This is a genomic window from Aliigemmobacter aestuarii (assembly GCF_004799285.1).
Taxonomy (GTDB): Bacteria; Pseudomonadota; Alphaproteobacteria; order Rhodobacterales; family Rhodobacteraceae; genus Aliigemmobacter; species Aliigemmobacter aestuarii.
In genome coordinates, this window is record NZ_SSND01000001.1 from 124,475 (window position 1) to 143,615 (window position 19,141).

The window sequence follows — 19,141 nt, forward strand, 5'->3', positions numbered from 1 at the left end:
GTGCCGCCGGGCGTCGGCCACGCGGATGGGCAAGCCCGGCGCGGGTGCGCGATGCGCCTCTGATCCGTCTGGCCTTTCCCGGTTGCCCTGCCCTCTTGCCCTGCCCCCTTGCCCTGCCGCGCGCATTGCGCTCACATGGCGTGGACAGGGGCAAAGGCGCGACACCGCACAGAAGGAACAGGACCATGGCCGGCATCCGCAACGTCCTTTTCGTGATGTATGACCAGCTCCGGTTCGATTACCTGTCCTGCGCCGGGCATCCGCACCTGAAAACCCCGAACTTCGACCGGCTGGCGGCGCAGGGGGTGCGTTTTGCGCGCAGCTATGTGCAATCCCCGGTCTGCGGCGCCAGCCGGATGAGCTTTTACACCGGGCGCTATGTCCATTCGCACGGCGCGGCCTGGAACAACTTTCCGCTGAAGGTGGGCGAAACCACACTGGGCGACCACCTGCGCAAGCTGGGGGTGGACAGCTGGCTTGTCGGCAAGACCCACATGAAGGTGGATGCCGAAGGCATGGCGCGGCTTGGCCTTGCCCCCGACAGCGTGATCGGCGCGCGCGTCGCGGAATGCGGCTTTGATGTCTGGGTGCGCGAGGACGGGCTGGTCGCCAAGGGGCCGGACGGGTTCTATGACGAAAAGCGCAGCCCCTACAACGAATGGCTGAAGGCCAGGGGATATCCCGGCGACAACCCCTGGCACACCCATGCCAACGCGGGCCGCGCCGGGGATGGCAGCCTCGCCTCGGGCTGGCTTCTGAAGAACGCCCGCCTGCCCGCCGCGATCGACGAACCCGACAGCGAAACCCCCTGGCTGACCGACGAATGCATCCGCTTTCTGCAAAGCCCCGAGGCGCGCCGCCCCTGGCTTTGCCACCTGTCCTACATCAAGCCGCACTGGCCCTATATCGTGCCTGCGCCCTACAACGATCTTTACGGGCCGCAGCATGTGCAACGGGCGATCCGCCATCCCAGGGAACGCGACGATCCGCACCCGGTCCATGCCGCCTTCATGGCGAACCCGATGGGCCAGACCTTCAGCCGCGACGAGGTGCGCGATACGGTGATCCCGGCCTACATGGGGCTGATCGCGCAATGCGACGATCATCTGGGCCGCCTGCTGGATCACCTGGAGGCGACCGGCCGGATGGCGGACACGATGATCGTGCTGACCTCGGATCACGGCGACTATCTGGGCGATCACTGGCTGGGCGAGAAGGACCTGTTCCACGATCCGTCCGTCCGCATCCCGCTGATCGTCTACGACCCCCGGCCCGAGGCCGATGGCACGCGGGGCACGGTCTGCGATGCGCTGGTCGAATCGATCGACCTGGCCGCCACCTTCATCGAGGCGCTCGGCGGCAAAAGCCCGCGCCACATCGTCGAGGGCCGGTCGCTGCTGCCATTCCTGCAAGGAAAGACCCCGCCGGACTGGCGCGAAGTGGTGATTTCCGAATACGACTATTCGGCCACGATGATGGCGAAATGGCTGGATGTTCCGCCCGTCGATGCACGGCTGTTCATGGTCTTTGACGGGCGGTTCAAGTTGATGCATGCCGAAGGCGGCTTCCGCCCGATGCTGTTCGATCTGGAAACCGACCCCGACGAGGTGACGGACCTTGGCGACGACCCGGCCCATGCCGATACCCGCCAGCGGCTCTTTGGCCACCTTGCCCGATGGGCGCGCAGGCAAAGCCAGCGCACCACGATCTCGGACGAGACGATCCTTGGCATGCGCGGCAAGTCCCGGCGCAAGGGCATCCTGCTGGGTGTCTGGGACAAGGACGACCTGACCGACCCCGAGGTGCGCGCCGCGGTCGAGGTGCCGACCGGGGACACATGACGGGGACGCATGACGGGCGCCGCGTGAAAGGCTGCGCATGACCGACACAAGGTTCGGGCTTGTGCGGCTTTCCGCCAATCGCCGGGGCGGGAAAGGGATCGGCATTCGCGAAAGGAACGGGCTTGTAGTATTCCTTTGAGGGTAACAGCCTTCGGGTGACCCCATGCGAGTGACGCTGACCGGACAGTATCAGACGGTCTATGAAGGACAGGCGGCCATCCAGAACAATTCATGGGGCGTCGATCTGTGGGGATTTGACGACTGGGTGCGTGGCCGCGATTACGCCCAGACCATCACCTATACGCCGGGTGACATGCTGACCGGCCTGGTCGCGCGCTGGCACTACCCGTCGACCGAGGAAGGCCACATCCTTGGCTACCCGGAAGTCATCATCGGCTTCAAACCCTGGGATCAGGTCGGATCGAGGTTCCTCATCGGTCGGGCCGACGACCTGAAGACCCTCACCGTCACGGCGGATGTGGACATCTGGGGGGATACCGAAAGGTTCAACATCTCCTACGACCTGTGGCTGACCGACAGCCCCACCGGGCATTACAGCACCATCACGGCCGAGGTGATGATCTGGCTTCACGCCGGGGCGCTGGACGATCATTCGACACCCGTGGCCACCCTCCGGATCGGAGAGGCGACAGCGCGGATCTTCCACCAACCGGCGATGAGTTCCGGCACCGACCAGACCTGGTCCTATACAGCCGTCGTTCTTGACCGGCCGATGCTGGAGGGAACGGTCGATGTGGCGCATATCCTGAGGATGCTCGAGCGGCGCGGCTTCATCGACGGCGACGACTATCTGACATCGATGGAATTCGGCGCCGAGGTCCAGCACGGCTCCGGGGGCTACCGCCTGAACCGGATGACATGGGACCACGCGCGATTTCGGATCACCGAAGGGGCCGACCGCGTGCAGGGCACCGATGGCGGCGACTGGATCCGGGGGCGCGATGGCCCTGACAGCCTGAACGGATGGGCCGGGGCCGACACGCTGGAAGGCGGCCGGGGTGCCGATCACCTGTCGGGCGACCGCGGGCGCGATGTCCTGAACGGGGGCCGGGGCACGGACCTGCTGACCGGGGGAAGCGGCGCGGACCGGTTCGTCTTTGCCGAAGCCGATCGCGCCGGTCCGGAGCCGGCCCCAAGGGACCGCATCACCGATTTCCGGCCCGGACTCGACCGGATCGACCTTCGCGGGCTTGATGGGGACCGGATCGCCGAGGGGGATCAGCCCCTCGCGCTGATCGGGGCCAGGGCCTTTTCCGGCACACCCGGCGAATTGCGGCTGAAGGTTTTGCGCGACCATGCGGCCCTTCTGGCCGATACCGACGGCGACGGGCGGGCCGACTGGGCGCTGCGCCTGGACGGCGTGACGGCGCTTGCGCCCGGGGACCTTCTGCTCTGACCCGCCTCAGGCCCAGTCCAGCACCACCTTGCCCGACTGCCCCGACAGCATCGCGGCAAAGCCGTCCTCGAACCGGTCGGCCGGGAAGCGGTGGGTGATCACCCGGCGCACATCCAGCCCGTTTTCCAGCATGGCGATCATCTTGTACCAGGTTTCGAAAATCTCGCGGCCATAGACGCCCTTGATGGTGATCGCCTTGAAGACGATGCGCGACCAGTCGACCGGCGACTTGCCGGGCGGGATGCCCAGCATGGCAATGCGCCCGCCCATCACGAGGCTCTCCACCATCTGGTCAAGTGCGATCTGGTTGCCGCTCATCTCTAGGCCCACGTCGAAGCCCTGCGTCATCTTCAGCCGCGGGATCACGTCGCGCAAATCCTCGCGCGCGACGTTGACCGGCACCACGTCGGCCACCGTCGCCGCCAGATCCAGACGCGCCTGGTTGACATCGGTGATGACCACATGGCGCGCGCCCACATGGCGGGCGACCGCCGCCGCCATGATCCCGATCGGCCCGGCGCCGGTGATCAGCACATCCTCGCCCACCAGATCGAAGGACAGCGCGGTATGGACGGCATTGCCGAGCGGATCGAGGATCGCCCCGATCTCGTCGTCGATCGCATCCGGCAGGGGCACCACGTTGAACGCGGGCAACCGCAGGTATTCGGCAAAGGCCCCCTGTTCGTTCACCCCGATCCCGCGGGTTTCCGGATCAAGGTGGAAGCGGCCCGCCCGCGACTGGCGCGAGTGGCGCCCGATCAGGTGGCCCTCGCCCGAACAGCGCTGGCCGATGGCGAGGTCCGTCACATTGGCCCCCAGTTCCACGATCTCGCCCGCGAATTCGTGGCCCGTCACCAACCCGACGGGCACCGTGCGCGCGGCCCATTCGTCCCAGTTCCAGATATGCACGTCGGTGCCGCAGATCCCGGTCTTCCGGATCCGGATCAGCACGTCGTCAGGCCCGATGGCGGGCACCGGCCGCGTCACCGCCCAAAGCCCGGTTTCGGCGCGTTCCTTCGCCAGCGCCTTCATCATCCTTTCCATCAGATCGCCCCCACCTTGCGCCCGGCCGCCGCGAAGGCATCCAGCGCGAAATCCAGATCATCCGTCGTCAGCCGCGCGTTCATCTGCGTGCGGATCCGCGCCTGCCCCATCGGCACGACCGGATAGAAGAAGCCGGCCACATGAACCCCGCGCGTGGCCAGATCGGCGGCCATCTCCTGCGCCAGCCGCGCCTCGCCCAGCATCACCGGCACGATCGGATGTTCCCCCGGCAGCAGCCGGAAGCCATGCGCCTGAAGGCCCGCGCGCCAGTAGGCGGCATTGCGGAACAGGCTGGCGCGCAGATCGTCGGCCCGTTCGACGATGTCGAGCGCAGCCAGCCCCGCCCCCACCACCGCCGGCGGCAACGCGTTGGAAAAGAGATAGGGGCGCGACCGCTGGCGCAACATCTCGATCACCGGCTTCGGCCCGGCGGTATAGCCGCCAAGCGCGCCGCCAAGCGCCTTGCCAAGTGTTCCGGTCAGGATGTCGGCGCGCACGCCGAAATGCGCGGGCGTCCCCCGCCCGCCCGGCCCCATGAAGCCCGTGGCGTGGCAGTCATCCACCATCACCATCGCCCCGTAAAGGTCCGCCAGCGCGCGGATTTCCGGCAGGCGCGCCAGATAGCCATCCATCGAGAAGACGCCATCCGTGGCGATCAGGATGAACCGCGCGCCCCCCTCGCGCGCGGCCTTCAGCTGCGCTTCCAGGTCGGCCATGTCCGAATTGGCATAGCGGAAGCGCCGCGCCTTGCAGAGCCGGATGCCGTCGATGATGCTGGCATGGTTCAGCGCGTCCGAGATGACCGCGTCCACGGGCCCCAGAAGCGGCTCGAACAGGCCCCCGTTCGCATCGAAACAGGCCGCATAGAGGATCGCATCCTCCATCCCGAGGAAGTCGGCAAGACGCGCCTCGAGCGCGCGGTGCCCGTCGGCCGTGCCGCAGATGAAGCGCACGCTGGCCATCCCGTAACCGCCCCCGTCCATCGCGTCCTTCGCCGCCGCGACAAGGCGCGGATCATCGGCAAAGCCAAGGTAATTGTTGGCACAGAGGTTCAGCATCGGGCGCCCGTCCATCACGACATGGGCGCCCTGCGCGCCGTGGATGGCGCGTTCGCGCTTCATCAGGCCCTCGGCCTCGATCCCGGCGAGGGTGGCGGTGAGATGATCCAGAAAGGGCGCCGAATCCGTCATGGCAGAACTCCTCCGTGATAGCGGAATATATGACGCAAAACCGGAAATTCGTCAAGATAGCGGATGCGCATCCGCCAAACCGGAATCACGCAGCGCCGGGCCAAGGGGGCGTACGAAGATTTTTCGACGAAAAATCTTCGCCCCCCGCGCCGCGCGCATCAACTGCCCTGAACGATCAGGATCGCCCGCGCCGATGCATCGCCGGCGCGGATCTCGTGCGGCCGGTCTGCGGCGTAGCGCGCGGTGTCCCCCGCCGACAGCGCCTGTTCCTCGTCGCCGCTGCGCACGGTCAGGGTGCCGTCGATCACGGTCAGGTGTTCGCGGCAGCCCGCGCCGTGCGGGTCCGACACAAGCGCGCCCTGCGGCTGAAAGCTCAGGTCATAGACCTCGTGTTCCCCCACCGCCTCAGCCGGGGAAAGGATGCGGATGCGCACCCCCGTCCCCCGGCCCGCGATGACCGGCGCGGCGGTGGCGCGGGTCACCTCGATGCCGGGCGCGGGCCGCGGCTCCAGCAATCCCGCGAAATCGACCTGCAGCGCCTGCGTCAGGTTCCACAGCGTGGCCACCGTGGGCGAGGATTCGCCCCGTTCGATCTGGCTGACCATCGACCGGCTCACGCCGGACAGCTTTGCCACAGCATCCAGCGACAGGCCGCGCGCGCGCCGCGCCTCGCGCAGGCTGGCCGCCAGACGGTCGTGGATGTCGGAACGCGGGTTCATGGGCGGCATCCTGCTGCGGATGCGGCGCGCGGTCAATCGCGGCCTTGCGGCGCCGGGATATCCGGCGGCACGGCCTTCCCCGGCTCAGGTGCCGCAGAAGGTGCGGTAGCCCTCGGTAAAGCCCGTGGGTGCGGGAAGGGCAAACGCCTCTTGCCCCTGCTGGTCGTCGAAGGGCCGCGTGATCACGGCCAGCAGCCGCTCGAACGGCGCCATGTCCCCCGCCGTGGCCGCGGCCAGCGCCTCTTCGACCAGGTGGTTGCGCGGGATGAAGGCCGGGTTCGCGGCCCGCATCCGCGCGGCCGACCCGGCGTCGATCCGCCGTCGCCAGCGCGCCAGCCAGCCGCGCGCCGCATCCGTGCCGCCGGATCCCAGGATCGCAAGCACCGGCCCGTCATCTTCGGTCGCCCGCGAAAGGGCACGGAAGGTCATTGTCCAGTCGGCACCCGCGGCCTGCATCAGGGCCAGCAGATCCTCGGCCAGCGCCCTGTCGCCCCCGCTTCCGTCCAGGTTCCCGCCCGCGCCCGCACCCTCGTCCGCGCCCGCACCCTCGCCCGCCAGACCCAGCTTGGCCCGCATCAGGCGCAGCCATTCGGCCTCGTAAAGCGGTGTCACCGCCTGCAACCGGTCATTGGCGATCTCGATCGCCCGGTCGGCATCGGGGGAAAAGAGGCCCAGCATCGCCTCGGCCAACCGGGCGAGGTTCCAGACCAGGATCAGCGGCTGGTTGGCATAGGCATAGCGCCCCTGCCGGTCGATCGAGGAAAAGACCGTGCCGGGCGCATAGGCCTCCATGAAGGCGCAGGGGCCATAGTCGATCGTCTCGCCCGAAATGGTCATGTTGTCGGTGTTCATCACCCCGTGGATGAACCCGAGCGCCATCCATTGCGCCACAAGCCGTGCCTGCGCGGCCGCCACGGCGTCGAACAGCGCGAGGTGGGGGTTTTCCGCCCCGGCGGCTTCGGGATGGTGGCGGCGGATCGCGTAATCGGCCAGCGCGCGGACCTGTGCGGCATCCTTGCGCGCGGCGAAGAACTGGAAAGTGCCGACGCGCAGGTGGCTGGCGGCCACCCGTGTCAGCACGGCGCCGGGCAGTTCGGTTTCGCGAAACACCGGCTCGCCCGTGGCGACCGCGGCCAGCGCCCGCGTCGTCGGCACGCCGAGGGCGGCCATCGCCTCGCCGATCAGGTATTCGCGCAGGACCGGCCCGACCGCGGCCTTGCCGTCCCCGCCGCGCGAGAAAGGCGTGCGCCCCGATCCCTTGAACTGGAGGTCAAAGCGGCGTCCGTCCGGGGCCACCACCTCGCCCAAGAGCAGCGCGCGCCCATCCCCCAGTTGCGGGGAAAATCCGCCGAACTGATGCCCGGCGTAGGCCTGTGCCAAAGGTTCGGCATCGGGCGGCAGGGCATTTCCGGCAAAGAGATCGGCCAGCCAAGCCTCCTGCCCGGTCAACGGCAGGCCCAGATCGCGCGCGAGCCCCGCGTTGAACCGCAGAAGGCGCGGCGCAGGAGCAGGCGCGGGCTTGACGGCAAGGTATGTCCCCGGCAGGTCGCGGGCATAACTGTTGTCCATCCCGAAGGCCGGAAGCTCTGCCACGGGCGCGTCGGATTGCGGGGGGAATGTCATGGCAGCGGGAAACCTTCGTCGCGTTTTCCCTGATATGGTCCGGCCTGCGCGCTCTGGCAACCGCCCAAGGGTGGTTCAGGGCCGGATCTCCATCCGCTCCAGTTGCCAGATCGACCGGGCGAAGATGTCCTCGGTGTTGAAATCCACCCCTTCGTCATAGGGATAGACAACCCAAAGCGGCCCCTTGCCGCGCAGCGTCATCGGCGCGCCATTCCGAAGGTAGGCGATCACGGGCCAGCCATCGGCAAGCTCCGTCACCGGGAATTCCGCCCAGTAGTCGTTCACGGCATAGGCATCGACGACCGATCCGGTCGCCTCGATCCGTTCCAGAAGCCGCTTCAGGGGAACGCCTTCGAACACCTGCATTCCCTCGGTCCAGATCGTCGTCGTCCGGATGGTGACCGAGCCCAGGGATTTCAGCGCCTCGATATCAAGCCTCAGCGGCGAGCCGGCGGGCGCATCCGGCGGGCCGCATTCGAAGGCGCCCGTGATCTCCAGAACGACCGGCCCGACAGGCGCGGGCATGTGGTGGCTACAGGCATGCGCCGGTTGCACAGCCGCGCCACCGCAAAAGACTGCAACGGCAGCAATCGCGCAAAGGCTCAGGAGTCCCTTGTCAAACCGCTTTGGTCCCGGCCCCGTCACGTCTTATTCCGACCACATCCTCATCGGGGCACAAGAATGGCGAAGCACCCCGAGTCGGGCAACGGTCGGGATGCCGCGGGCCGCGGTCCATTCGTATAGGTCCGCGCGGGTCCGGGCGTCGGGGACGGGTCCCGATGCCATTCCGGCCGGTTTCGATGGATGACTGGTCGGGGCGAGAAGATTCGAACTTCCGACCTACGGTACCCAAAACCGTCGCGCTACCAGACTGCGCTACGCCCCGATGCGGCCTTCCTACCCTTGCGAACGCGCATTGAAAAGTTGAAATCGCACCGTTTTCGCGGGATCGGGAAACCCTGGCCGGCGACTGGCTGCGAAAGCCGCGGCCACGGCCCGCTCAAGGCGCCGCTCACGGCGACGCGCAGGGCCAGACAGCGGTTTCGGAGGGAAAGGCCGGGTGGCGCATTTCCGCGCCCGGCGCTATGCCCATTTTCCGTGCCATCCCGCCGTTGATCTCGAGCACGGCAAAGACGCCGCTGCCGCCGTCGATCGGCGTCTCGTCATGCGGGATCGCGTCAGAATGGACAGAGGTCACACGCCCCGCGGCATCGACGAAGATCATGTCGAGAGGAATGAGCGTGTTCTTCATCCAGAACATCGCGCGGGTCGGCGCCTCGTAGACGAACAGCATGCCGGCCGAGACGGGCATCGACTCGCGGTGCATCAGGCCAGTGGCGCGTTCTTCGGGGGTATCGGCCAGTTCGACCGTGAATTGCGCAGCACCAAAGGCCCCGCGCAGGTCGATACGATCAGGCGCGCAGGCCGTTTCTGCCCGGGCCGAAGACAGCACCAGCGGTCCGGACAACGTCAGGACCGCCACCAGAAGGCAGGCGCGAAAGGCCGTCAGACCGGTTTGTGAACGGCGGCTTCCCATGAAACCACCTGTACGGCCATCCGTCCGCGTTTTCCATCCATGATCTTCAGGCAGACCGCCTCGCCCGCGGCGAGATCGGCAAAGCCCGACGACCGCAGAACCTCGATGTGGATGAACACGTCTTCGGGCCGGCCAAAGACATTGCCAAAACCAAAGCCCTTGGCCTTGTCGAACCATTTCACCCGTGCGGGCTCCAGCGGCCGCGCCGCGATTTCCTCGGGCGTGGTCGATCCACCCTCTTCGCCAAGCGGGAAAGCCGCGCCAACCGGCGGCTCGATCTTTATGACCTCGACCGCCTGCACCCCGCGCGGCGTCGATTGAACCGTCACGGAAATACCCGTTCCATCCGCAACCGAGCTTTGACCATAATTCCGCAGCACATTGGCATGCAGCAGAATGTCAGGCCCACCCTCATCGGCGACGATGAAGCCAAACCCTTTCGCCGGATCGAACCATTTCACCTTGCCATGCACAACGGGCACGGAACTATCTTGCTCATTCATACCAGAGCCACTTCCCCAGATTTAGCCCCAGCCATCACTTCACCAGAAAATGAACGACTTACAAGGGATAAACCGGGTGTCCTATACGTTAGGTTAGTCTGGCGCCATTTCACGAAGCGTGAAAATCAGGGGTTGAGTCTGGCGATTTCCCAGCCATCCGAAGGCGAATTCCGGGTCCAGCGGAACCGATCGTGCAACCGGAACGCACCATCCGCCCAGAACTCGATCTCGACCGGGGCGATGCGGAAACCGCCCCAGAACGGCGGGCGGGGCGGGTTCGGTCCCTTGGTCGCGGTGATCTTCGCCACCTCGGCCATCAGATGCGCGCGCGACGACAGCGGTTGCGACTGCTGGCTGGCCCATGCGCCCAGCCGGCTTTTCAGGCTGCGGCTGGCATAATATTCATCGGCTTTCGGGCCTTCCTCGCGGGTGACGGTGCCGCGCACGCGGATCTGGCGGCGCAGCGACTTCCAGTGCATCACGAAGGCGGCCTTGCCGGCGCTTTCGATCTCGCGCGCCTTGGCCGACCCGTAGTTGGTGTAGAAGACGAAGGCGTCTTCCTCGATCTCCTTCAGAAGGACCATGCGGACGTTCGGCAGGCCTGTGGCATCGACCGTCGAAAGCGCGATCGCGTTGGGATCGTTGACCTCGGTCTTTTCCGCCTCGGCCAACCAGGCCCGGGCCAGCGCGAAAGGATCGTCGCCTGCAAAGATACCGCCCCTGTCCATGATCTTTTCCCTTCCCCTCGCAGATACCATGCCGACCCCGCGCCGACCCCGCGTCGGCCCTTCGTCTGCCCCGCGTCTGAGCCGAAGCTAGCCCCGGCCCCTGCCGCGGGCAAGGGCACGCGCCCGGAGTCGATGCCCCGTCCCGTTGCCCGGCGCTGATGCCGCCCTCGCCGCCTGTGCCCTTGATACGGGTCGGGCGACAGTCTACACGGAAACAACGGCCCGGACGGCCCGGCGCACGGCCGGGCCGGACCGGAGAAAAAGGATAACGCGCGGGGGACGGACATGACCGGGGGACTTCTGGCTGGCAAGCGCGGCCTCATCATGGGGCTTGCAAACGACAAATCCATCGCCTGGGGCATCGCGAGGGCCTGCGCCGAACAGGGTGCGGAACTGGCCTTCTCGTATCAGGGCGAGGCGTTCCGCAAGCGGGTCGAACCGCTGATCGCGCCGCTTGGCGACTGCCCGCTGTTCGATGTGGACGTGACCGACATGGCCAGCATGGACGCGATGTTCGCCGAACTCGGCCGGGTCTGGGGGCGCCTCGATTTCGTCGTCCACGCCATCGCCTATTCCGACAAGAACGAATTGCGCGACCGCTATGTCGAGACCAGCCGCGACAATTTCCTGAAATCGCTGGATATCTCCTGCTATTCCTTCACCGCCGTCTGCCAGCGCGCCGAAAAGCTGATGACCGAGGGCGGCAGCCTTGTGACACTGACCTATTACGGCGCCGAAAAGGTCATGCCGCATTACAACGTGATGGGCGTGGCCAAGGCCGCGCTGGAGGCGTCGGTCAAATACCTGGCCGAAGATCTGGGCAAGCAGGCGATCCGCGTCAATGCGATATCGGCCGGGCCGATCAAGACGCTGGCCGCCTCGGGTATCGGCGATTTCCGCTATATCATGAAGTGGAACGAGCTGAACTCGCCCCTGCGCCGCAACGTGACCCAGGAAGAGGTGGGCAAGTCCGCGCTCTATCTGGTGTCCGATCTCGGCTCGGGCGTGACCGGCGAATGCCTGCATGTCGATGCGGGCTATCACGTCGTCGGCATGAAGGCGGTGGACGCACCCGACATCGACGTGGTGACGGGCAAGAAGGACGCCCCCTGATGACGCCCGCGGCCTTCCTGGCCTTCGTGGGCCTTGTTGTGCTGGCCGCGATCAGCCCGGGGCCCGCGGTGATCATGTCGGCCCGCACCGGGCTGACCGAAGGCTTCCGCACCGGGTTCATGCTTGCTTTCGGCATCGGCGCGGGGGCGGTCGTCTGGGCCTCGGCGGCGATGTTCGGGCTGAACCTTCTTTTTGCGGTGGCCCCGGCGCTGCTCTGGTCGCTGAAGCTGGGGGGCGCGGCCTATCTTTGCTGGATGGGCTGGCATCTGTGGCGCGACGCGCGCAAGCCTCTCGCCCAGGGCGACACCCGCCCCCTGCCCCGCTCGCCGGTCTCGGCCTTCCGGCTGGGGCTTTTCACGCAGCTTGCCAATCCGAAACCGGCGGTGATGTTTTCCGCCATCTTTCTTGGCACCGTCCCGCAGGGTACGCCGCTCTGGGTCTATCTTGCGCTGCTGGTCGTCATCTTCGCGGCCGAAACGCTGTGGAACACGCTTGTCGCCCGCATCTTTTCGCTCGATCGCAGCCGGGCGCGTTACATCAGCCTGAAAACCGTGATCGACCGCAGCTTCGGCGGGCTTCTGGCCGCGCTCGGCGTAAAGATCGCCGCCACCTGAAGGAGAACACCGGATGTCTTCAGATCGCCTGCCACATGAAAAAGGGTTCCATGTCTCGTGGGACCAGATCCACCGGGACGCCCGGGCGCTTGCCTGGCGGCTGGACGGCAAGGGCCCCGGCGACGCCGGTTCGTGGAAGGCCGTGGTGGGCATCACCCGCGGCGGTCTCGTGCCCGCGATGATCGTCAGCCGCGAACTGGACATCCGTGTGGTCGACACCATCAGCGTCAAGTCCTACAGCCACCAGACCCAGACCGAGGCGCGGGTGACGAAATCGCCCCAGGACGATCTGATGGGCGACGGCACCGGCATCCTGATCGTCGACGACCTGGTGGACAGCGGAAAGACCCTCGAACTGGTCCGCCGGCTTTATCCGAGGGCGCATTTCGCCACCGTCTATGCCAAGCCCGCCGGGAAGCCCCAGGTCGATACCTATGTCACCGAGGTGAGCCAGGACACCTGGATCTTCTTCCCCTGGGACATGGCGTTGCAATATGTCCAGCCCTTCCGTGGCACCGACTGAACCGGGGCAAGGGGGGCTGTCTGCCCCCCTCTTTGCTGCGCAAATTCCCCCCCCCGAGGATACTTCCGGACAGAAAACGAAACCTTGAATCAAGTTTTCGCATTTTCTGTCTCAAAATATCCCGGGGGTGCGGGGGCAGAGCCCCTGCCTACGCCCTCAACACCGGAGCCGTCCCATGACCCTGCCGCTCAACCCCGCCATGGCCGCGACCTTCCCGCCCCCGGTGATGGAGGCGCGGCGCTGGATCGAGGGGATCAGCTTTCCCGCCGGTCGCCCGCTGATCAACGTCAGCCAGGCCGCCCCCGTCGATCCGCCGCCGCTTGCCCTGCGTCAGGCGTTGGCCGAGGCGGCACTGAACGACCCGGCCGCGCATCTTTACGGGCCTGTTCTGGGACTTCCTGCCCTGCGCGAGGAGATTGCCGTGCAATGGTCGGCTGCCTATGGCGGGGCCGTGGCGCCGTCGCAGGTCGCGATCACGCAGGGCTGCAACCAGGCTTTCTGCGCGGTCATGGCCACCCTGGCCGGTGCGGGAGACGAGGTGATCCTGCCGACGCCATGGTATTTCAATCACAAGATGTGGCTGGACATGCAGGATGTCCGCGCCGTTCCGCTGGCATGCGGGGCGGGGCTTCTGCCTGAACCGGAGGCGGCGGCGGCGCTGATCACGCCCCGGACGCGCGCGATCGTGCTCGTCTCGCCGAACAATCCCGGAGGCACGGAATATCCGGCAAGCCTGATGGCGGCCTTCCGCGATCTGGCGCGCGCGCGCGGCCTTGCGCTGATCGTCGATGAAACCTACCGCGATTTCGACAGCCGCCACCACATCACCACCGGCGGCAGGCCGCATGAGCTTTTCACCGATCCCGACTGGGACGACGTGCTGATCCAGCTTTACAGCTTTTCCAAGGCCTACCGCCTGACCGGGCATCGGGTGGGGGCGATCGTCGCCTCGGCCGCGCGGCTGGCCGAGGTCGAGAAGTTCCTCGACACGGTCGCGATCTGCCCCGGCCAGCTGGGCCAGATCGCCGCGCTCTGGGGGATGCGGAACCTTGCGCAATGGGTGGCGGGGGAACGCGACGAGATCCTTGCGCGCCGGCAGGCGATGGTGGCGGGCTTCGACGCCCTGCCCGACTGGCGGCTTCTGGGCTGCGGGGCCTATTTCGCCTATGTCGAACATCCCTATCCCCTGCCCTCGCCCGAGATCGCGAAGCGGCTTGTGCGCGAGGTTTCGGTCCTGATGCTGCCGGGCACCATGTTCCAGCCCGAGGACGCGCCTGAAGGCGCCCGGCAGATGCGCATCGCCTTTGCCAACATCGACCGCGACGGGATCGGCGAGCTGTTCCGCCGTCTGGCGGCCTTCCGGGGCTGAGCCTTCCCCTTGTTCCTTGCCCCCCGACCGCTTAGACAAGGCGGCAACACCGCATTCCGCAAGGGTTGAGAGATGTCGAAAGACCACGAGTACGATACCGCGCCGCGCAAGAAGAAGGGGGCGACCGTCATCGTCTGGATCCTGATGGCGATGCTGATCCTGTCGCTCGGCGGGTTCGGGGTGACGAACTTCGGCACCGGCATCACCTCGATCGGATCGGTGGGCGACCGCGAGATCGACGTGAACCGCTATTCGCGCACGCTGCAGCAGGAACTGGCCGCGCTTGGCGCGCAGACCGGGCAGAACGTGACGCTGGAACAGGCGCGGCAGTTCGGGCTGGACCGGCAGGTTCTGCAATCGCTGATCGCGACCGTCGCCGTCGAGAACGAGGCCGACCGGATCGGCATTTCGGTGGGCGATGCGCGAGTGGCCGAGGAGCTGCGCGGCATGCAGGCCTTCCGCGGCCTTGACGGCACCTTCGACCGCGAGGCCTATCGCTTCGTGCTGGAACGCAACAACCTGTCCGAGGCCGAATTCGAACAGGGCCTGCGCGACGATCTGGCGCGCAGCCTGCTGCAGGGCGCGGTCGTGGGCGGCTTTCCGGCGCCGCATGTCCTGACCGACACGCTTTACGCCTATGTCGCCGAACGGCGCGGCTATTCCCTTCTGCGGCTGACCGAGGCCGATCTGACCGATCCGCTGCCCGAAGCCTCGGATGAGCTTCTGAAGGCGCATTACGACGCCAACGTTGCCGTCTTCACCCGGCCCGAGGCGCGCCGCATCACCTATGCGGCCCTTCTGCCCGAGACTCTGGCCACCACGATGGCCCCGGACGAGGCGGCCCTGCGCGCCGCCTATGACCAGCGCCGCGCGGAATTCGTTCAACCGGAACGGCGCCTGGTGGAACGCCTGGTCTATCCGACCGCCGAAGAGGCGGCCGCCGCGAAGGCGCGGGTCGACGCGGGCGAAGGGTTCGAGGCGCTGGTCGCCGCGCGCGGGCTGAAGCTGGACGATGTGGATCTGGGCGATGTGAGCCGCGAAGATCTGGGCGCGGCCGCCGAGGCCGTCTTTGCCCTGACCGAGCCGGGGATCGCCGGCCCGGTCGACACCGATCTGGGTCCGGCCCTGTTCCGGGTGAACGCGATCCTTTCCGCGCAGGAAACCACCTTCGAGGAGGCGCGCGAACAACTGGCCGCTGAGCTTCAGCAGGATGCCGCGCGCCGCGCCATCGCCGACCAGCGCGAGGCGATCGACGATGCGCTGGCCGGAGGGGCGACGATCGAGGACATCGGGCGCGAATTCGCCATGACCGTGGCCACCTTCGACTATGTGCCCGGCAGCGAGGAACCCGTGGCGGGCTATCCCGCCTTCCGCGAGGCAGCCGAGGCTGCGGCCGAAGGCGATTACCCCGAGCTTTTCGAACTGGATGATGGCGGGCTTGCCACGCTCCGGCTGGATGCGATCGTGCCCCCCGCGCCCATTCCCTTTGAAGAGGCGCGCGACCGCGTGGCGGAACACTGGACCGCGAGCGAGACCGCGAAGGCGCTCGCCGGGCGCGCCGCCGCGATCCGCGCCGAGGTCGAGGCCGGCGCCTCGCTTGGGGCCTATGGCATCGTCTCGGTCACGACCGAACTGGCCCGGCAGGGCTTTGTCGAGGACACTCCGCCCGGATTCGTCGATACCGTCTTCGGCATGGCCGAGGGCGAGGTCCGGGTGATCGAGGGGCCGGGCTTTACCGGCGTCGTCCGGCTGGACGCCATCACCCCCGCCCCGGCCGAAGGGGACGAGGCCGAGGCGCTTAAAGCCGCAATCGCCGCACAGGCGGAACAGGCGCTGGCGCAGGACGGCTATGCGCTGTTCACCACGGCCCTGTCCGATGGCGCGGGGATCACCCTGAACGATGCCGCGATCAACGCGGTCCATGCCCAGTTCCAGTAAGGCCCGACACGCATGAAACTGATCCCCTCCTTCGAGGATTTCGAAAAGGGCTTTGCGGCGGGGCGGAACCAGCCGGTCTATGCCCGGCTGGCCGCCGACCTTGATACGCCGGTCAGCCTGATGCTGAAGCTGGGCGAGGCGCGCAAAGACACGTTCATGCTGGAAAGCGTGACCGGCGGCGAGGTGCGCGGACGCTATTCCGTGGTGGGGCTGAAGCCCGACCTGATCTGGCGTTGCCGGGGCGAGGCGTCCGAGATCAACCGCGCCGCCCGCTTCGACGCGGATGCCTTCGAACCGCTGGAAGGCCACCCGCTGGAAACGCTGCGGGCGCTTCTGGGCGAATGTCACATGGACATGCCCGAAGACCTGCCGCCGGTGGCCGCGGGGCTGTTCGGCTATCTGGGCTATGACATGATCCGCCTTGTGGAACATCTGCCCGATGTGAACCCCGACCCGCTTGGCCTGCCCGATGCGGTGCTGATGCGCCCCTCGGTCGTTGCGGTGCTGGACGGGGTGAAGGGTGAGGTCACCATCGTCTCGCCCGCCTGGGCGGGATCGGGCCTGTCGGCGCGGGCCGCCTATGCGCAGGCCGCCGAACGGGTGATGGACGCGCTGCGCGACCTTGACCGTGCACCGCCCGCGCAACGCGACCTAGGCGAGGCGGCACCGGTGGGCGAGGCACGGTCGAACTTCACGCATGACGGCTACAAGGCCGCGGTCGAGAAGGCGAAGGACTACATCCGCGCGGGCGACATCTTTCAGGTCGTGCCCAGCCAACGTTGGGCGCAGCGGTTCGAACTGCCGCCCTTTGCGCTGTATCGCAGCCTGCGGCGCACGAACCCGTCGCCCTTCATGTTCTTCTTCAACTTCGGCCCCTATCAGGTGGTGGGCGCAAGCCCTGAAATCCTTGTGCGGCTGCGCGACGGGGTGGTGACGATCCGCCCCATCGCCGGCACCCGCAAGCGCGGCGCCACGCCCGAAGAGGATGCCGCCCTTGAAGCGGACCTTCTGGCCGACAAGAAGGAACTGGCGGAACATCTGATGCTGCTCGATCTGGGCCGCAACGATGTGGGCCGGGTGGCGAAGGTGGGAACCGTGCGCCCGACCGAGAAGTTCATCATCGAACGCTATTCGCACGTCATGCACATCGTGTCGAACGTGGTGGGCGAGATCGCAGAGGGCGAGGATGCGCTGTCGGCCCTTCTGGCGGGCCTTCCTGCGGGCACAGTGTCGGGCGCGCCCAAGGTCCGCGCGATGGAGATCATCGACGAGCTGGAACCCGAAAAGCGCGGCATCTACGGCGGTGGCGTCGGCTATTTCGCCGCCAATGGCGAGATGGATTTCTGCATCGCGCTGCGCACCGCCGTGCTGAAGGACCAGACGCTTTACATCCAGGCGGGCGGCGGCGTCGTCTATGACAGCGACCCCGAGGCGGAATACCAGGAAACCGTGAACAAGTCGCGCGCGCTGCGCCGCGCGGCCGAGGATGCGGGCCTCTTCGCGGGTCGCGGCAACGGCTGACCGAAGGTGGATCGCGCCCTCTACCCGCCGGCATTGATGAAGATCAAGGCGGCACGGGCCCATGACGCCGACTATCCCCCAGGGCGCGCGGCATTGCGCGACCGGGTGGGAGGTCTGGATGATGGGCCACGGACCCGAAAGGCAGCCTGTTTCCGTGGGGCCGAAGGGGCTTGACGGCATCCTGCGCCTGCCGCCCTCGCCCGTCGGTCTGGTGATCTTTGCGCATGGCGCGGGCAGCAGCCGCCTGAGCCCCCGCAACACCGCCGTGGCCGAGGCCTTGGGCGAAAGGGGCATCGCCACGCTTCTGTTCGATCTGCTGACCGAAGACGAGGCGCGGGATCGCGCGAATGTCTTTGACATCGGCCTTCTGGGCGCGCGCATGGCCGGGGCGGTCGGCTGGGCGCGGGCGCTGCCTGACACCGCATCCCTGCCAGTGGGGTTGTTCGGGGCCAGCACCGGGGCGGCGGCGGCGCTGGTCGCGGCGGCCCGTGCACCCGGCGATATCCGCGCGGTCGTCTCGCGCGGGGGGCGACCCGATCTGGCCGGGGCGGCGCTGGCGGATGTGCGTGCGCCGGTCCTTCTGATTGTGGGCGGCGCGGATTACCCTGTGATCGACCTGAACCGGCAGGCCGCCGGGCGGCTGACCTGCCCGCACCGGATCGAGATCGTGCCAGGCGCCACCCATCTGTTCGAGGAACCCGGCACGCTGGATCAGGTGGTGAAGCTGGCCGGGGACTGGTTCATCGCCGCATTCGCAGGACCGGAGGCCCACGCATGAGCAGGTTCCGCAACCGAACCGAGGCCGGGCAGGCCCTTGCCGCAGAACTCGCGCGACGGGGATATGCCGATCCGGTCATCCTGGCGTTGCCGCGCGGTGGCGTTCCCGTCGCGATCGAGGCCGTGCGCACGCTCAAGGCGCCGATGGATCTGGTCATGGTGCGCAAGATCGGCGCCCCCGGCCAGCCGGAACTGGCGGTGGCCGCCGTGGTCAACGGCGACGACCCGCAGCTTGCGGTCAACGCCTCGGTGGCCCGTCACGCGGGGCTTTCGATGCAGGATATCGAACGCATGGCCGAGGCGCAGCTTGCCGAAATCCGGCGGCGACGGGCGCTTTACCTGAAGGGGCGCGCACAGGTGCCGGTCGAGGGGCGGACGGCCATCGTGGTGGATGACGGGATCGCCACGGGCGCTACGATGCGCGCCTCGCTCAAGGCGGTGCGGCAGCGCCATCCGGCGAAACTGGTCCTCGCGGTGCCGGTCGCCGCGCCCGACACGCTTGAGGACCTGAGCGCCGAGGTCGATGACATCGTCTGCCTGTTCCGGCCACTGATGTTGGGCGCGGTCGGCGCGCATTACGCCGATTTCGGGCAGACCCCGGACGAAGACGTGATCCGCCTGATGGACGAGGCCGACCGCCTGCAGGCGCGGCCCGCGTCCTGACCTTCAGGCAGGCGGCGGCCC

Annotated in this window: 18 protein-coding genes and 1 tRNA gene; 10 read left to right on the forward strand and 9 right to left on the reverse strand. The window is 67.3% G+C overall.

What is annotated here, in order from left to right; genetic code table 11:
- Positions 1-185 precede the first annotated feature (185 nt).
- Together E7811_RS00535 and E7811_RS00540 are read left to right on the forward strand one after the other, a co-directional pair.
- Positions 186-1,841 (forward strand): sulfatase-like hydrolase/transferase, encoded by a 1,656-nt coding sequence (locus tag E7811_RS00535; protein ID WP_136392658.1) that lies wholly within the window; start codon positions 186-188, stop codon positions 1,839-1,841.
- Between the two features lie 163 nt (positions 1,842-2,004).
- Positions 2,005-3,258: a GH12 family glycosyl hydrolase domain-containing protein gene (locus tag E7811_RS00540; protein WP_136392659.1), complete on the forward strand. Its 1,254-nt coding sequence runs from the start codon at positions 2,005-2,007 to the stop codon at positions 3,256-3,258.
- Positions 3,259-3,264: 6 nt separating this feature from the next.
- Here the strand turns inward: E7811_RS00540 and tdh are convergent, their stop codons facing one another.
- The 9 genes from tdh to pdxH all read right to left on the reverse strand — a co-directional run bounded on the left by tdh (position 3,265) and on the right by pdxH (position 10,602).
- Entirely contained in the window at positions 3,265-4,290 is a 1,026-nt protein-coding gene (gene tdh, locus E7811_RS00545; protein ID WP_211092093.1) for an L-threonine 3-dehydrogenase, read from the reverse strand.
- A gap of 11 nt (positions 4,291-4,301) precedes the next feature.
- Positions 4,302-5,492 carry a glycine C-acetyltransferase gene (locus E7811_RS00550; RefSeq protein WP_136392661.1) on the reverse strand — a complete coding sequence of 397 codons (1,191 nt, stop codon included), beginning with the start codon at positions 5,490-5,492 and terminating at the stop codon, positions 4,302-4,304.
- Between the two features lie 158 nt (positions 5,493-5,650).
- Positions 5,651-6,211, reverse strand: coding sequence for a helix-turn-helix domain-containing protein (locus E7811_RS00555; protein ID WP_136392662.1), 561 nt, complete (start codon positions 6,209-6,211; stop codon positions 5,651-5,653).
- A gap of 84 nt (positions 6,212-6,295) precedes the next feature.
- Positions 6,296-7,834, reverse strand: coding sequence for a protein adenylyltransferase SelO (locus E7811_RS00560; RefSeq protein ID WP_136392663.1), 1,539 nt, complete (start codon positions 7,832-7,834; stop codon positions 6,296-6,298).
- Positions 7,835-7,909: 75 nt separating this feature from the next.
- On the reverse strand, positions 7,910-8,359 hold the full coding sequence (locus E7811_RS00565) for an oxidoreductase (RefSeq protein WP_136392664.1): 450 nt from the start codon (positions 8,357-8,359) through the stop codon (positions 7,910-7,912).
- Between the two features lie 284 nt (positions 8,360-8,643).
- Positions 8,644-8,720 (reverse strand) — tRNA-Pro (locus tag E7811_RS00570).
- Positions 8,721-8,846: 126 nt separating this feature from the next.
- Positions 8,847-9,371, reverse strand: coding sequence for a DUF192 domain-containing protein (locus E7811_RS00575; protein ID WP_136392665.1), 525 nt, complete (start codon positions 9,369-9,371; stop codon positions 8,847-8,849).
- On the reverse strand, positions 9,341-9,874 hold the full coding sequence (locus E7811_RS00580) for a cold-shock protein (protein WP_136392666.1): 534 nt from the start codon (positions 9,872-9,874) through the stop codon (positions 9,341-9,343). Before E7811_RS00580 ends, E7811_RS00575 begins: the two co-directional genes overlap by 31 nt.
- Before the next feature lie 125 nt (positions 9,875-9,999).
- A complete protein-coding gene (pdxH, locus tag E7811_RS00585; RefSeq protein WP_136392667.1) occupies positions 10,000-10,602 on the reverse strand; it encodes a pyridoxamine 5'-phosphate oxidase in 603 nt (200 codons plus the stop codon).
- A gap of 285 nt (positions 10,603-10,887) precedes the next feature.
- On the opposite strand from pdxH, the gene fabI reads away from it, so the two are divergent.
- The 8 genes from fabI (at position 10,888) to E7811_RS00625 (ending at position 19,120) form a co-directional block, all read left to right on the forward strand.
- Positions 10,888-11,715, forward strand: coding sequence for an enoyl-ACP reductase FabI (gene fabI, locus E7811_RS00590; protein ID WP_136392668.1), 828 nt, complete (start codon positions 10,888-10,890; stop codon positions 11,713-11,715).
- Complete coding sequence (locus E7811_RS00595; protein WP_136392669.1) at positions 11,715-12,329, forward strand: LysE family translocator; 615 nt, start codon at positions 11,715-11,717, stop codon at positions 12,327-12,329. Before fabI ends, E7811_RS00595 begins: the two co-directional genes overlap by 1 nt.
- A gap of 13 nt (positions 12,330-12,342) precedes the next feature.
- Positions 12,343-12,852 (forward strand): xanthine phosphoribosyltransferase, encoded by a 510-nt coding sequence (gene gpt / locus E7811_RS00600; protein WP_136392670.1) that lies wholly within the window; start codon positions 12,343-12,345, stop codon positions 12,850-12,852.
- Between the two features lie 175 nt (positions 12,853-13,027).
- Positions 13,028-14,221 (forward strand): aminotransferase, encoded by a 1,194-nt coding sequence (locus E7811_RS00605; protein ID WP_136392671.1) that lies wholly within the window; start codon positions 13,028-13,030, stop codon positions 14,219-14,221.
- A gap of 72 nt (positions 14,222-14,293) precedes the next feature.
- Positions 14,294-16,159: a peptidylprolyl isomerase gene (locus E7811_RS00610; protein ID WP_136392672.1), complete on the forward strand. Its 1,866-nt coding sequence runs from the start codon at positions 14,294-14,296 to the stop codon at positions 16,157-16,159.
- A gap of 12 nt (positions 16,160-16,171) precedes the next feature.
- Positions 16,172-17,680 carry an anthranilate synthase component I gene (gene trpE, locus E7811_RS00615; RefSeq protein ID WP_136392673.1) on the forward strand — a complete coding sequence of 503 codons (1,509 nt, stop codon included), beginning with the start codon at positions 16,172-16,174 and terminating at the stop codon, positions 17,678-17,680.
- Positions 17,681-17,741: 61 nt separating this feature from the next.
- Positions 17,742-18,458, forward strand: a complete 717-nt coding sequence (locus E7811_RS00620) for a dienelactone hydrolase family protein (protein WP_136392674.1) — start codon at positions 17,742-17,744, stop codon at positions 18,456-18,458.
- Positions 18,455-19,120 carry a phosphoribosyltransferase gene (locus E7811_RS00625; protein WP_136392675.1) on the forward strand — a complete coding sequence of 222 codons (666 nt, stop codon included), beginning with the start codon at positions 18,455-18,457 and terminating at the stop codon, positions 19,118-19,120. The genes E7811_RS00620 and E7811_RS00625 overlap by 4 nt, the downstream gene beginning before the upstream one ends.
- The last annotated feature ends 21 nt before the right edge of the window (positions 19,121-19,141 follow it).